At 71.1% G+C, this 13,899-nt stretch carries 11 protein-coding genes; 2 read left to right on the top strand and 9 right to left on the bottom strand.

Annotated elements, in window-relative coordinates; all coding sequences use genetic code 11:
* Positions 1-6 precede the first annotated feature (6 nt).
* The 8 genes from N8N77_RS08185 to N8N77_RS08150 form a co-directional block, all read right to left on the bottom strand.
* Positions 7-1,290, bottom strand: a complete 1,284-nt coding sequence (locus tag N8N77_RS08185) for an ABC transporter permease (RefSeq protein WP_261166135.1) — start codon at positions 1,288-1,290, stop codon at positions 7-9.
* The gene (locus N8N77_RS08180; protein WP_261166134.1) at positions 1,287-2,546 is read right to left on the bottom strand and encodes an ABC transporter permease; all 1,260 of its coding nucleotides are present in this window, start codon (positions 2,544-2,546) and stop codon (positions 1,287-1,289) included. The genes N8N77_RS08185 and N8N77_RS08180 overlap by 4 nt, the downstream gene beginning before the upstream one ends.
* Positions 2,543-4,039, bottom strand: coding sequence for an ABC transporter ATP-binding protein (locus tag N8N77_RS08175; protein ID WP_261166133.1), 1,497 nt, complete (start codon positions 4,037-4,039; stop codon positions 2,543-2,545). Before N8N77_RS08175 ends, N8N77_RS08180 begins: the two co-directional genes overlap by 4 nt.
* A gap of 93 nt (positions 4,040-4,132) precedes the next feature.
* Positions 4,133-5,221 carry a BMP family protein gene (locus N8N77_RS08170; protein ID WP_261166400.1) on the bottom strand — a complete coding sequence of 363 codons (1,089 nt, stop codon included), beginning with the start codon at positions 5,219-5,221 and terminating at the stop codon, positions 4,133-4,135.
* 163 nt (positions 5,222-5,384) lie between these two features.
* Complete coding sequence (locus N8N77_RS08165; protein ID WP_261166132.1) at positions 5,385-6,356, bottom strand: nucleoside hydrolase; 972 nt, start codon at positions 6,354-6,356, stop codon at positions 5,385-5,387.
* Positions 6,357-6,387: 31 nt separating this feature from the next.
* Complete coding sequence (locus tag N8N77_RS08160) at positions 6,388-6,996, bottom strand: histidine phosphatase family protein (protein ID WP_261166131.1); 609 nt, start codon at positions 6,994-6,996, stop codon at positions 6,388-6,390.
* An 88-nt stretch (positions 6,997-7,084) separates the two neighbouring features.
* Positions 7,085-8,098 carry an aldo/keto reductase gene (locus N8N77_RS08155; RefSeq protein WP_261166130.1) on the bottom strand — a complete coding sequence of 338 codons (1,014 nt, stop codon included), beginning with the start codon at positions 8,096-8,098 and terminating at the stop codon, positions 7,085-7,087.
* A 193-nt stretch (positions 8,099-8,291) separates the two neighbouring features.
* On the bottom strand, positions 8,292-10,547 hold the full coding sequence (locus N8N77_RS08150; protein WP_261166128.1) for a polyribonucleotide nucleotidyltransferase: 2,256 nt from the start codon (positions 10,545-10,547) through the stop codon (positions 8,292-8,294).
* Positions 10,548-10,914: 367 nt separating this feature from the next.
* On the opposite strand from N8N77_RS08150, the gene N8N77_RS08145 reads away from it, so the two are divergent.
* Both N8N77_RS08145 and N8N77_RS08140 read left to right on the top strand, forming a co-directional pair.
* On the top strand, positions 10,915-11,112 hold the full coding sequence (locus N8N77_RS08145; protein WP_261166126.1) for a hypothetical protein: 198 nt from the start codon (positions 10,915-10,917) through the stop codon (positions 11,110-11,112).
* A 119-nt stretch (positions 11,113-11,231) separates the two neighbouring features.
* Positions 11,232-13,238, top strand: coding sequence for a GDSL-type esterase/lipase family protein (locus N8N77_RS08140; protein WP_261166125.1), 2,007 nt, complete (start codon positions 11,232-11,234; stop codon positions 13,236-13,238).
* Positions 13,239-13,254: 16 nt separating this feature from the next.
* Here the strand turns inward: N8N77_RS08140 and N8N77_RS08135 are convergent, their stop codons facing one another.
* A complete protein-coding gene (locus N8N77_RS08135) occupies positions 13,255-13,899 on the bottom strand; it encodes a CE1759 family FMN reductase (protein WP_261166124.1) in 645 nt (214 codons plus the stop codon).

Below are 13,899 nucleotides of genomic sequence, written 5' to 3'. Positions count from 1 at the left end.
GCCCGGTCAGTGCGCGGGGGCGTACGGCTTGCCCGTCGCCGCCGGCGCCACGGCGCGTCCGATGAGCCCCGCCACGGCGATCAGCGTCACGACGTAGGGGGTGGTGGCGATCAGGTCGGCCGGGATGTCGCTGCCCGCCTCGTTCGCGACCACGGCGAGGTTGCGCGCGAAGCCGAACATGAGCGCCGCCAGCGCGGCGATGACGGGGTGCCAGCGGCCCAGGATGACGCAGGCGAGCGCGATGTACCCCTGCCCGTTCGACATCTCCCGCACGAACGCGTTCGACTCGCCCAGCGTCAGCACGGCGCCGCCGAGACCGGCGACGAGGCCGGCGATCGTCACCGTCCAGAAGCGGGTGCGGTTCACGTTGATGCCCACGGTGTCGGCCGCCAGCGGGTGCTCGCCCACCGCGCGGATGCGCAGGCCGATGCGGGTCTTGAAGAGCACGAACCAGACGACGGGCACGAGCACGTACATCAGGTACGTCGTGATCCGCTGGTCGAACAGCGTCGGACCGATCACCGGGATGTCGGACAGGACGGGGATCGCGATCTTGGGGAACGTGCCGGGGAAGTTCAGCTCCTCGGCGTTCTCGGACAGCACGGCCGAGAAGAAGAAGTTGGTGATGCCGATCACGAGCACGTTCAGCACGACGCCGACGATGATCTGGTCCACGAGGTACGTGATCGAGAACGCCGCCAGCACGAGCGACACGAGAGCGCCGCCGATCATGCCGGCGAGCACACCGGCCCAGAGGCTGTCCGTGATCGAGCCGACCACCGCGCCGAGGAAGGCGCCCATGAGCAGCTGGCCCTCGATGGCGATGTTGGCCACGCCCACGCGCTCCCCGATCACGCCCGCGAGCGCGCCGTAGATGAGGGGCGTGGCCAGGCTCAGCGCACCGGTCGTGAGCAGCACGATCGACAGCGTCGTGCCCTGGCCGATCTGGCCGAGCAGCGCGGCCAGCCAGACGACGGCGAAGCCGACGTACAGCCACACCGACACACGGCGGCGGCGCTGCACGAGCACCGCCGTCACGACGGCGACCACCGCGAGGATGACGGTCGCGACGATCGCGAGCGCCTTCGCCGACAGCACGGTGTCGGGCACCTGGATCGCGTCGCGCGCCTGCGACCAGCGGAACGCCACCTCGCCGGGGCCCGTGCCCAGCACGAACCACAGGAGCGCGACGAGCGTGAACACGCCCATCACGATGGGGGCCTTCCAGGCTCGGGGCGCGTCGCGCTTCACGACCACGTCGGCCTGGGGCATCACGACGGCACCGCTCACTTGGCCACCTCCTCGGTCTCGGCGGTGCGCGTGCGCGCGATCACCGCACGCACGCCGGCACCGGGGGCGGGCAGCCGGAAGATCGCCCGCACGAGCGGCGGGGCCGCGATGAACAGCACGATGACGCCCTGCACCACGCTCATGACCTCGGGCGCGACACCCGCGAACTGCATCGTGGACGAGGCGGCCTTGAACGCGCCGAACAGCAGCCCGGCGAACACGACGCCACCGGCGCGCGAACCGCCCAGCAGCGCCACCGTGATCGCGTCCCAGCCGATGCCTGCGTCGATCGAGGGCGTGAAGCCCGCCGTGCGACCGAGCGCCTGGTTCACGCCCGCCAGGGCGACGAACGCGCCGGAGGCCGCCATCGTGTACACGTAGATGCGCTCCACGTTGATGCCCGCCGTGCGTGCCGCATCGGCATTGAGGCCGACGGCGCGGAACTTGAAGCCGAGCGACGACCGCTCCATCAGCCACCAGTACAGGACCGCGGCGGCGATGGCGAGGACGAAGCCCAGGTGCAGCTGGAACGACGGGCCGAGCACGAGCGGCAGCTGCGCCGTGGCGGCAGGGGCCATGCTCGTGGGGTCGTTGCCGGAGCCCGGGTTGTGCATGGGCGAGGTGCGCAACACCCACGTGAGCACGTTGACGGCGACGTAGTTGAGCATGATCGTGACGATCACCTCGTGGGCACCCGTCTGGGCCTTGAGGAAGCCGACGATGGCGCCCCAGACCGAGCCGCCGATGAGGCCGAACACCAACGCGGCCACGAGGTGCAGGCCGGCGGGGAGCTGCCACTGGGTGGCGGCCCACATGGCGCAGCCGGCCGCGACGAGCAGCTGCCCCTGGCCACCGATGTTGAACATGCCGACGCGGAAGCTGAGCGCCACCCCGAGTCCGGCCGCGATCAGGGGGCCGGCGAAGCGGGCCGTCTCGGTGAGCGAGCGGATGCCCGCCTCGAACGATTCGGCCTGGGTGTTGTAGATCGCGCCGCGGAACAGGGCGCCGTACGCCTCTGCGATCGCGCCGCCCATCGCCGAGAGCGTGTCTCCCGGTCGGGCGAAGAAGTAGCCGGCGGCCGAGATCACGTCGTCGTTCGTGCTGACGATCAGGATCGCTCCGACGAGGAACGCGATGAGGATCGCCAGCGCGCCGCGCACGACGCTGCCGGCGAGGATCTCTCGCAGCGCGTCGCGCAGCACGCCGTCGACGCGCGAGGCCCCCGTGGTGTGGGGCTGGGTCTGGGTGCCGGTCATGCCGCGACTCCCGCCATCATCTGGCCGAGCGTCGAGCGCGGCGTGTCGCCGTCCACGATGCCGACGATCCGTCCGTGGTACATGACCGCGATGCGGTCCGCGAGGCCGATGACCTCGTCGAGCTCGGTCGAGACAATGAGCACGGGGATGCCGGAGTCGCGCGCGGCGATGATCCGGTCGTGCACGAACTCGATGGAACCCACGTCGAGGCCGCGCGTGGGCTGCGAGGCGATGAACAGCCGCAGGTCGCGCCCCAGCTCGCGCGCCAGCACGACCTTCTGCTGGTTTCCGCCCGAGAGGCGCCCCGCGGCCTGATCGATGCCCTGTGCGCGGATGTCGAACTCCTCGATCGCGCGCTCGGCGAAGCCCGCGATCGCGCCGCGGTCGATCGTCGCCAGCCGCACGAACGGCGCGCCGTCGCTGCGGTCGAGCATGAGGTTCTCCGCGATGGAGAAGTCGCCCACGAGCCCGTCCTTCTTGCGGTCCTCCGGCACGAAACCGACGCCGGCGTCGATGACCTGCCGCACCGTCTTCCCCAGCAACTGGCGACCGTCGAGCAGGATCGAACCGCGCGCGTGCCGGCGCAGACCCAGGATGGCCTCGGTCAGCTCGGTCTGGCCGTTGCCCTGCACGCCCGCCACCGCGAGCACCTCTCCTCCGCGCACGGTGAAGCTGACGTCGTCGAGCAGGTGCTCGCCGGCGCGGCCGACGAGGGTCAGATTGGAGACCTCGAAGCGCGAGTCGGTGTACGTCGGCGCCTGCTTCTCGACCTCGAGATCCACGTCTCGTCCCACCATGAGCGAGGCGAGCTCGGCCGGCTCGGCCGTGGGGTCTGCGGTGGCCACGACCTTTCCGCGGCGGATCACCGTGATCCGGTCGGCCACCTCGCGCACCTCGCGAAGCTTGTGCGTGATGAACACGATCGACGTGCCGCTGGCGGCGAGCTCGCGCATGATGTTCATGAGCTCGTCCGTCTCCTGCGGCGTGAGCACCGCCGTCGGCTCGTCGAGGACGAGCAGCTCGGCGTCGCGGGCGAGCGCCTTCACGATCTCCACGCGCTGCTGCGCGCCGACCGGCAGCTCCTCGACGACGGCGTCCGGGTCGATGTCGAAGCCGAACCGCTCGGAGATCTCCCGCACCCGTGCCCTGGCGACGTCCATCGACAGCACGCCGCCGCGCGTGGGCTCGTTGCCCAGCATGACGTTCTCGGCGACGGTGAACACCGGGATCAGCATGAAGTGCTGGTGCACCATGCCGATGCCGGCGGCCATCGCGTCGCCCGGTCCGGAGAAGTGGACGGGCTCGCCGTCGACGAGGATCTCGCCCTCCTCGGCCTGGTAGAGGCCGAAGAGCACGTTCATCAGCGTGGACTTGCCCGCGCCGTTCTCTCCGAGGAGGCAGTGGATCTCGCCGGGCGCGATCTCGAGATCGATCGCGTCGTTGGCGACGAAGGATCCGAATCGCTTCGTGATCCCGCGCAGTTCGAGTTTCATCGTTCCGGATTCTTCCAGATGAGGCGGATTCTGAGCACGGGAACGCCGGGGCGGCGGATGGCCACCCCGGCGTTCACGCGTGGCGTGCGGCGATTACTCGGCCCCGGTGACGGGAATCTCGATCTCGCCGGCGATGATCTCTTCGGTCAGCTCGTCGAGGCGCGTCTTGAGCGCGTCGTCGATCTGGCCGTCGAACTCGCCGAACTCGCTGAGCGCGGTGCCGTCGTTCTCGAGAGTGCCCACGTAGGGCTCGGTCGTGAACTCCTCGCCGCTCACGAGCACCTCGATGTTGTCGAACACGGCCTGCGTCATGCGCTTCTCCACCGACGTGAGGATGATGTCGGCGTACTGCGGCTGCGTCGTGGCGATGTCGCGGTCCACGCCCAGCACGACGGCCGGCGCGCCCTCGGTACGGATGACCTCGATCGTCGCGGCGAACAGACCGCCCGCGACCGGGTAGAACACGTCGGCGCCCTGCGAGAGCTGGCTCGCCGTGATGCTCGTGGCACCGGCGGTGTCACCGAAGTTCGCGGTGAAGCTGCCGCCCGAGGGGTTCGCCGGGTCCCAGCCGAGGACCGTGACGTCCTCGCCGTTCTCCTCGCCCCATGCCATGGCGCCGTAGTAGAAGCCGTCCATGAACTTGGTGACCGACATCATGTTCGATCCGCCGTAGGTGCCCAGCACCTTCGAGGTGCTGTAGCCCGCCGACAGGTAGCCGGCGAGGTAGCTGGACTGCTCCATCGCGTAGTCGATGACCTTGACGTTGTCGAGACCGAGGTCCCAGCCGTCGATCCAGACGAAGTGGGTCTCGGGCGCGCCCTGGGCGACCTGCTCGAGGGCACCGGTGTCGCCGAAGCCGAAGCCCACGGCGAAGATGACGTCACAGCCACCGTCGACCATCGTCTGCAGGTTCGGAGCGAAGTCCTCGGTGCTGTTCGACTCGGCGTCGTTGATCTCGATGCCGAGCTCCTCCTCGGCCATCTCGAGGCCCGCGTACGCGGCCTCGTTGAACGACTGGTCGTTCCAGCTGCCCTCGTCCGAGACCGCGCAGGCCATGAAGTCGGTGCCCTCGGCGGGGGCGCCGTCGCCGCCGTCCTCGGGAGCCGCGCCGCAGCCGGCGAGCACCATGCCCGCGGCCGCCGCCATGCCGAGGCCTGCGAGGCCGCGCTTGAGTGTGGTCATCTTCACGGATGTTCCTCCTGATGCACGCCACGGTAGAGCCGGGCGATCGGGTCGATGCGCACAACGATAAACCGGCGCCCACACGCGTTCACACATAAAGAGCCGCGATGAACAAGGCGTTATCGAACTGCGACCAGACGGTAACTGCCGGGAAACGAGGCGCTCAGAGCGCCGGCGTGAACGCGCGCGGCGGCGTGGTCGTCTGTGACACGAGCGAGCAGATGTACCCGTAGAACCCCTCGGCGTCGACCGCCTCGATCACGCGCGCGTTCGGCTCGAGGCCGTGCACGCCCCACGACATCGCGGAGTAGCCGCGCGTCAGCTCGGACGACGTCTCGATGTCGACGGCGTACGGCGCCTCCGCGGTGATCAGCTCCGGGTGCAGCAGCAGCGCCGCCGTGAGCGAGTCGGGATGTGTGGAACCGGGGATCCCGACCGACTCGTCGAAGGCGAGCGTGCCCCGGCAGACGCGCTCGACGAAGCGCGCCAGCGGCGTGCCGATGCCCGCGAGGCGGGCGATCCGGTCCTTGTCGAAGACGGCGTCGCGCAGGGTCAGCGGCGCCCACGGCACGACCACGAGGTCGGCGAAGCCCGCCTCGAACACCGTGCGGGCGGCCTCGGGGTCGACGTAGAAGTTGAACTCGGCGGCGGCCGTGATGTTGCCGCGGCCGTTGTTCGATCCGCCCATCACGTACAGCGACTTCACCCGGCCGACGAAGCCGGGATCCCGGATCACCGCGAGCGCGACGTTGGTGAGCGGGCCGATCGCGACGATCGAGACCTCGCCCGGCTGCTCGGCGGTGATGCGCAGCATGGCGTCCACCGCGTTCTCCGACTGCGCCGCAAGCCCGGAGTCGTCCATGCTCAGGCCGCCCGAGCCGTCGCCGTGCACGTTCTCGGCCGACACCCATTCCCGCATGAGCGGGCGCTGGGCGCCGAGGAAGATCGGCACGGCGTCCAGGCGATCGGCGACGTTGAGGGTCATCCACGCGTTGCGCACCTGCTGCTCGAAGCCCACATTGCCCGCCACCATGGTGATGGCCCGCAGATCGGCCGCCGGGTCGAGCAGGCCCACGAGGATCGCGACGCAGTCGTCCTGGGCGGTATCGGTGTCGAGGATGAAGGGGGTGCTCACCCCCTCAGTCTAGGTTCGCGCCGCGGTCGCCTCAGACGAGGACCTCGAGCTCCTCCGGCAGCCCCGTGCGCAACTCGACCGGCAGGTGCGCGACGTCGTTGTGCGTGATCAGCGACCACGGGCGCCCCGGCTTCTGCGCGATCACCGTCAGGCCGCAGTGCGTCTGGTTCAGCGTCATCCAGCGCCACTCGGGCGCCTCGAGCACCTCGCGCACGAACCACGAGATCACGAAGTTGTGGGTGATGAGCAGCTCGTGCACCTCGCCGGCCTTACGCACGAGGAACTCGGCGGCGGCATCGGCCATCTGCGCGCGCCCCGCCTCGATCTGCGCCTCGGTCACGGCACCGAAGAAGGGCTCGTAGGCCGCGGGCGTCTCGTCGGTGATCCCCGTGGGCACGCAGTCGAACAGCAGCGCGTGCGGCTGCGGCTCGATCGCCGGCATCCGCTCCGCCACGTACCGGGCGGTCTCGCTCGTGCGCTGCAGCGGCGAGTGCCACACGGCGTCGAACGGCACCCCCGAGAGCCGGTCGGCCAGTGCCTCGGCCTGCCGGCGTCCCCGCGGCGAGAGCGGGCCGTCTTCGACGCCGTGCTCGGCGTCCTGCTGCTCGCCGTGCCGGACGAGGTAGATGTAGTGCGTCATCTGCGTCCCTTCCGCCCCGGCGCCGCCCCCGCCGACCCCACCGGACAGCCTATGTCACCCCTCCCCCGCCGTCCGGGGGCTCGCCGGATCAGGCGGTCGCGCGGGCGAGTTCGGCGACGTGGGCCCGGGACAGGGCAAGCCCCACGCCCTGCACGAGCTCGTCGACGTGCGCGGGGTCGAAGGCGTTGGCGATCGGCGCGACCACGCCGCGCTGCGCCCGCAGCCAGGCGATCGCGATCGCCGCATGCGGCGCGCCCAGCTCGGCGGAGATCTCGTCCATGGCCTTGAGCAGCCGGCCGCCGCGACGGTTGATCCGCTCCGCCAGCTGGGCGCCGCGCGCGGATCGGGCCGCCTCCGCTCGCGAACGGTGCTTGCCGCTGAGGAAGCCGTGCTCGAGAGGGTGGGAGGGCGTGACCGCGATGCCCTGCGCCGAGACGACAAGCCGCAGATCGCCCTCCAGCACGCGCGGCCGCAGCAGGTTGAAGGCGACGTCGATCGCCTCGATCCGCGGGTAGCCGGCCGAGGCGAGGATGCGCGCCTCCACGAGCTGCTCCGGCGTGAACCCGAAGACGCCGATCGCCCGCGCCTTGCCCGACTCCACGAGCCACTCCGCTGTCGCCAGCGCCTCCTCGATGGGAGGCGCGTCGTAGCCGGTGGCGTCGAGGTAGAGCAGGTCGATGTGGTCCGTGCCGATCCGGGCCAGCGACGACTCGACCGCGCGGACGAGGTCCACCGAGCCGAGCCCGGGATGGTCGGGGTGTCCCCCGACGCGCACGGCGAGCACCATGTCGTCGCGCACCCGGCGGCTGCGCATCCAGCGGCCGATGATGTGCTCGCTGCGCCCCGCCGCGAACCGGTCGGCCGTGTGCAGCGCGTTGCCCCCGTGCTCCAGGTACCGGTCGAGCACCGCCTCGCTGGCGCGCTGGTCGATCGTCCAGCCGAACTCGCCTCCGCCGAGCATGAGGGGGAAGACCTCGAGACCGGTCTCGCCCAGCGGTTCCCGCACGCCGGCGCCCACACCCGGACCCAGCACGGGGATCGGAGCGGAGGGATGCGCGATCGTCTCCCCCGACGGCGCCGCCGCCTTACTCCAGGACCACATCCTGCCGCCCTCCCGCGTGCCGGCCTCCCGCGCCGCTTCCCCGATCCTACTGGCCGACACGCGAATGGCCCGGAACCCTTGCGGGCGCCGCCCCCGAGGCGCTATAGGCGCGTCCCGCTCCTGCCGCTGTCGGCCCCGGGACACGGAAAGGCCCGGTCGTCCCCGCGGGAACGACCGGGCCTTCCGGGAGGGATCAGGCCTCGGCAGGAGCCTCGACGGACTCCTCGGCCTTCTCCTCGATCACGGGCTCGAGCGCGAGCTTGCCGCGGTCGTCGATCTCGGCGATGCGGACCAGGATCTTCTGGCCCACCGAGACGACGTCCTCGATGTTCTCGACGCGCTTGCCGCCGTTGAGCTTGCGGATCTGGGTCACGTGCATGCGACCGTCCTTGCCCGGCATGAGCGAGATGAACGCGCCCGAGGGGATGATCTTCACGACCGTGCCCAGGAACTGCTCGCCGACCTCGGGGTTCGAGGGGTTGGCGATGGCGTTCACCTGCGCGCGCGCGGCCTCGGCCGAGGGGCCGTCGGTCGCGCCGATGTAGACGGTGCCGTCGTCCTCGATCGAGATCTGCGCGCCGGTCTCGTCCTGGATCGCGTTGATCGTCTTGCCCTTGGGGCCGATCAGCTCGCCGATCTTGTCGACCGGGATCTGCACGCTGATGACGCGCGGCGCCGTCGGCGCCATCTCGTCCGGCGCGTCGATCGCGGCGTTCAGCACCTCGAGGATGCGCAGGCGCGCGTCCTTCGCCTGGGTGAGCGCGCCGGCGAGCACCTCCGACGGGATGCCGTCGAGCTTGGTGTCCAGCTGCAGGGCGGTGACGAAGTCGGCGGTACCGGCGACCTTGAAGTCCATGTCGCCGAGGGCGTCCTCGGCGCCGAGGATGTCGGTCAGCGCGGCGTAACGCGTCTGGCCGTCGACCTCCTCGGACACGAGGCCCATGGCGATGCCCGCGACGGGAGCGCGCAGCGGCACACCCGCGTTCAGCAGCGACAGGGTCGAGGCGCACACCGAGCCCATCGATGTCGAGCCGTTGGAGCCGAGAGCCTCGGACACCTGACGGATCGCGTACGGGAACTCCTCGCGGCTGGGCAGCACCGGCACGAGGGCGCGCTCGGCCAGGAAGCCGTGCCCGATCTCGCGGCGCTTCGGGCTGCCGACGCGGCCGGTCTCACCGGTCGAGTACGGCGGGAAGTTGTAGTGGTGCATGTACCGCTTGCTCGTCGTGGGCGAGAGCGAGTCGATCTGCTGCTCCATCTTGAGCATGTTCAGCGTGGTGACGCCCAGGATCTGCGTCTCGCCGCGCTGGAAGATGGCGGAGCCGTGCACGCGCGGGATCACCTGGACCTCGGCGTCGAGCGGGCGGATGTCCGCCAGCCCGCGGCCGTCGATGCGCGCGCCCTCGGTGAGGATGCGGCCGCGCACGATCTTCTTCGTGACCGACTTCCACGCCGCAGAGAACTCGAGCGGGGCGGCGGCCGGAAGCTCCTCGGCCTCGACCTTCTCGATGAGCTCGGCCTTGACGGCCGCCTTCAGCGCGTCGTCGGCGTCCTGACGCTCGTGCTTGTCGGCGATCTGGTAGATGCGCGACAGCTCCTCGAGCGCCTTGCCCTCGACGAACGCGTAGGTCTCCTCGCTGTAGGCGGGAAAGACCGGGAACTCCAGCGGCTCCTTCGTCGAACCGGCGGCCATCTCGGCCTGCGCCTGGACGAGCTGCTTGATGAACGGCTTGGCCGCCTCGAGCCCGCCGGCGACGATCTCCTCGTTCGGCTTGGTGGCGCCGCCCTGAATGAGGTTCCAGCTGTTCTCGGTGGCCTCGGCCTCGACCATCATGATCGCGACGTCGCCGTTGTCCAGCACACGGCCGGCGACCATGAGGTCGAAGACCGCCTGCTCGACCTGCTCCTGGTTGGGGAAGGCGACCCACTGGTCCTCGTGCGAGCCGAGGCCCGGGATGAGCGCGAGACGCACGCCGGCGATGGGGCCGGAGAACGGCAGGCCGGAGATCTGCGTCGACGCCGAGGCGGCGTTGATGGCGAGGGCGTCGTAGTACTCGCCCGGCGCGATCGACAGCACGGTCACCACGATCTGCACCTCGTTGCGCAGGCCGTCGACGAACGACGGGCGCAGCGGGCGGTCGATGAGACGGCACACGAGGATCGCCTCGGTCGAGGGGCGGCCCTCGCGGCGGAAGAACGAGCCGGGGATCTTGCCCGCGGCGTACGAGCGCTCCTCGACGTCGACCGTCAGCGGGAAGAAGTCGAAGCCCTCGCGGGGCTGCTTCGACGCGCTCGTGGCCGACAGGAGCATGGTCTCGCCGTCGAGGTATGCGGCGACAGAGCCCTGCGCCTGCTGGGCCAGGCGGCCGGTCTCGAAGCGGATGGTGCGGGTGCCGAAGCGGCCGTTATCGAGAACGGCCTCGGCGGCGGTGATTTCAGGACCTTCCAAGAGGTCTCTCTCCTTCTGTGCGCCCGCGCAGAGCGCGCGGGAGACGAAAGGAGCAGGAACAGTCAGATATGGGCGCGCACATGGCACTCGCTCGAAAGCGATCAGCTCGCCTGCGCTGGTCACCAGGAGAAATCCACCGGGTCGCATCGAACCGGGAGATCACTTCAGGGGACCAGCTTCCTGCCAGCCTGCTCCTCGGGTATGGAATTGTGCGCCCGCGAAGGCGGACGCCGCCAGCCTATCAGCGCAGGGCCCGCGATGTCTGCCCACTGCCGCCACGCGGCGCGGCGTGATTACGCTCGGACGCGCCGGCGGCGAGCTGCGCCGCCCCAGGCCGATCCCGACGAGATCGAACGAAGGAGCATCGATGAGCGACGCCCAGGACGTCTTCCACGACCCCGAGGCCGAACGGCACCCCGATGACGAGCGGGAGGTGGACCTGGACGACGAGGCGGACCTGGAGCTGCCTCCGCCGACCCTCGACCCGGACGAGCGGATCGAGGGCGAGGACCCGCTGGCCGACCAGGTCGACGAGGCCCGCGGCATGGGAGAGCTCGACCGCTGAGGGGCTCGCGGGAACGGCGCGTGACGGGCCGGTGAACAGTCGTGGGCCCGCGATGAACGTTCGCGAAAGCGGTCGCGCGATCGTCGATCCCGCCGCCCGCGCCGCGCCACCCTGGAGGCATGCGCGTCGCGATCGTCGCGGAGTCGTTCCTTCCGCACATGAACGGGGTCACGAACTCCGTGCTGCAGGTCGTCCAGCACCTGGAGGCGATGGGGCACGAGACGCTCATCATCGCGCCGCGGGCCCCCGGATCGCGTGAGGCGGCCGGCGCGACCCTGCTCACCTCCCTGCCGCTGCCGTCGTATCCCGAGGTGCGCGTCGCCGTCGCCCCCGTGGCGCGGCTGCGTCGCGTGCTGAGGGAGTTCCGCCCCGACGTCGTCCACCTCGCCTCTCCCACCGTCCTGGGATGGCAGGGCCTCGTCGCCGCGGACCGCAACCGCACCCCGACCGTGGCCGTCTACCAGACCGACGTCATCTCGTACGCGGAGCGCTACGGTATGCCCGGCGCCGCCCCGCTCATGTCCGCTCACATCGCGCGCCTGCATCGCCGCGCCACCCTGACCCTCGCACCGTCCTCGCACGCCGAGCAGCAGCTGCTGTCGCTGCGCGTCGATCGCGTGCGGCGCTGGGGCCGGGGCGTGGACGCCGAACGGTTCCGTCCCGAGCGCCGCAACGAGGCCTGGCGCCGCCGCGTCGCCCCGGGCGAGCTCATCATCGGCTACGTCGGGCGACTCGCACCCGAGAAGCAGGTCGAGGACCTGCGGGCGCTGCACGGCATCCCCGGCGCGCGTCTCGTCATCGTCGGCGACGGTCCCGAGCGGGCACGCCTGGAGCGGGAGCTGCCCGACGCGGTGTTCACGGGCTTCCTCGGCGGACACGACCTGGCGGAGGCGCTGGCGAGCTTCGACGTGTTCGTCCACCCCGGGGAGAGCGAGACGTTCTGTCAGACGGTGCAGGAGGCCCTCGCCTCGGGCGTGCCGGTGGTCGCCACCGGCCGCGGCGGTCCGGTCGACCTCGTCCGCTCGAGCGTGGACGGCTGGCTCTACACCCCCGGCGACCTCGGCGACCTGCGCGCGCGGGTGCTCGACCTCATCGGCGACGACGCGAAGCGCCGCTCGTTCGGCCTCGCCGCACGCGAGAGCGTGAGGGCCCGCACGTGGGCCGCCCTCACCGAGCAGCTCGTCGGCAGCTACCGCGAGGCCATCCGCCTGCGCCGCTACGACGAGGCGACCATGGTGCGCGGCGCGGTGCGCGTGAGCGAGCCGGTGCCTCCCGTGAGCACGCGGCGGTGGACGCGCTACGTCGCGTTGGGCGATTCGCTCACCGAGGGCCTGTGCGACGGATCGCGCATGCCCGATGGTCAGTACCGTGGCTGGGCCGACCGGCTCGCGATGCTCCTGGCGCAAGACGGATCGCGGAGCGCCCACCGCACCTTCCGGTTCGCCAACCTCGCCGTCCGCAGCCGCCGGGTGCGCGACCTCGCGGGCGAACAGGTGCCGGCGGCCCTCGCGCTCAAGCCCGATCTCGTCTCGATCCTCATGGGGCACAACGATCTCGTGGGGCACGGCGCCGATCCGATCACACTCGCCGCGCGCGTCGAGGAGTCGGTGCGCGCCCTGCGGGCCACGGGTACCGACGTGATGCTCGTGACGCCGTTCCTGCCCCGGCGCGCGGTCGTGCGCGTGTTCGCACGGCGGTTCGCCGTGTACGCGAGCGAGCTGCGGCGCATCGCGGCGGAGTACGGCTGCCACCTGCTCGACGTCGACGCCCTACCGGAACTCGGAGAGCTCGACAACTGGTCGCAGGACAAGGTGCATCTGAGCTCGTCGGGGCATCGACTGCTCGCATACCGCGCGGCCGAGGTGCTCGGCGTGCGCGACGCGCCGCAGCTGGCGGCGCTCGATGCCGCGTTCCACGAGGACTACGTCGAGCCGGAGGGGCGCTGGCTGACGCGCCATGCGCTGCCGTGGGTCTGGCGCCGGGTGCGTGGTCGCACGGCCGGCGACGGCCTGGTCGCCAAGCACGCGGACTACGTGGCCGCCGGGGCCCGCCTCGACGCGACGGATCCGACGGCTCGATCCGCTCAGCCGGGGGCGGGCGCCGACGCGCCGAGCGCGCCGGCCTGATCCGCCTCCGGCCCGCTCAGCCGCGGTCCGGAAGGTTGTCGAGCAGATCCGCGAAGGATCCGCCCTCGCCGAGGTACGAGGCGGGGTCGTAGGGATCCGGCGCCTTCGGGGCGGCGGCCGAGCCGGCGATCGCGTCGGCGAGCTCACGCGCACCGCGCTCGACCCGTGCGCGCAAGGGGGCGACCGAGTCCGCCTCCGCGCCCCAGTCGCTCGACGCGGCGAACACTCCGGTCGACACGGGGCGGGTGTGCAGGTACGTGAACAGCGGCCGGATCGCGTAGTCGATCGCAAGCGAGTGGCGCGCCGTACCCGCGGTGGCCCCGATGAGCACGGGCTTGCCCTCCACCGCTTCCCGGTCGAGCACGTCGACGAACGACTTGAACAGCCCCGAGTAGCTCGTGGTGAAGATCGGCGTCACGACGATGAGGCCGTCGGCCTCGGCGATGTGGGCCAAGTCGGCGGCGAGCGCCTTCGGCGCGAACCCGGTCAGCAGGTGGTCGGTGATGGCGTGGGCGTGGTCGCGCAGCTCGATCATGCGCCCCTCGGCCTCGACGCCCCGCTCGCGGAGGGCGTCGATCGCCGCGCCGAGCAGCCGGTCGGCGAGCATGCGCGTCGACGACGGGTTCGACAGCCCGGCCGACACCACGGCGATACGCGCCAT

It is taken from the genome of Microbacterium sp. Marseille-Q6965, from assembly GCF_946151065.1.
Taxonomy (GTDB): Bacteria; Actinomycetota; Actinomycetes; order Actinomycetales; family Microbacteriaceae; genus Microbacterium.
The sequence above is the reverse complement of the archived record's forward strand: the minus strand, read 5'-3'. Positions and strand labels throughout refer to the sequence as shown.

Bases quoted from the DNA above. Each gene is read 5' to 3' on its own strand.
- N8N77_RS08180 (WP_261166134.1), bottom strand. From the start codon at position 2,546: ATGACCGGCACCCAGACCCAGCCCCACACCACGGGGGCCTCGCGCGTC.
- N8N77_RS08175 (WP_261166133.1), bottom strand. From the start codon at position 4,039: ATGAAACTCGAACTGCGCGGGATCACGAAGCGATTCGGATCCTTCGTC.
- N8N77_RS08170 (WP_261166400.1), bottom strand. From the start codon at position 5,221: ATGACCACACTCAAGCGCGGCCTCGCAGGCCTCGGCATGGCGGCGGCC.
- N8N77_RS08160 (WP_261166131.1), bottom strand. From the start codon at position 6,996: ATGACGCACTACATCTACCTCGTCCGGCACGGCGAGCAGCAGGACGCC.
- N8N77_RS08155 (WP_261166130.1), bottom strand. From the start codon at position 8,098: ATGTGGTCCTGGAGTAAGGCGGCGGCGCCGTCGGGGGAGACGATCGCG.
- N8N77_RS08145 (WP_261166126.1), top strand. From the start codon at position 10,915: ATGAGCGACGCCCAGGACGTCTTCCACGACCCCGAGGCCGAACGGCAC.
- N8N77_RS08140 (WP_261166125.1), top strand. From the start codon at position 11,232: ATGCGCGTCGCGATCGTCGCGGAGTCGTTCCTTCCGCACATGAACGGG.
- N8N77_RS08135 (WP_261166124.1), bottom strand. From the start codon at position 13,899: ATGGCGCGTATCGCCGTGGTGTCGGCCGGGCTGTCGAACCCGTCGTCG.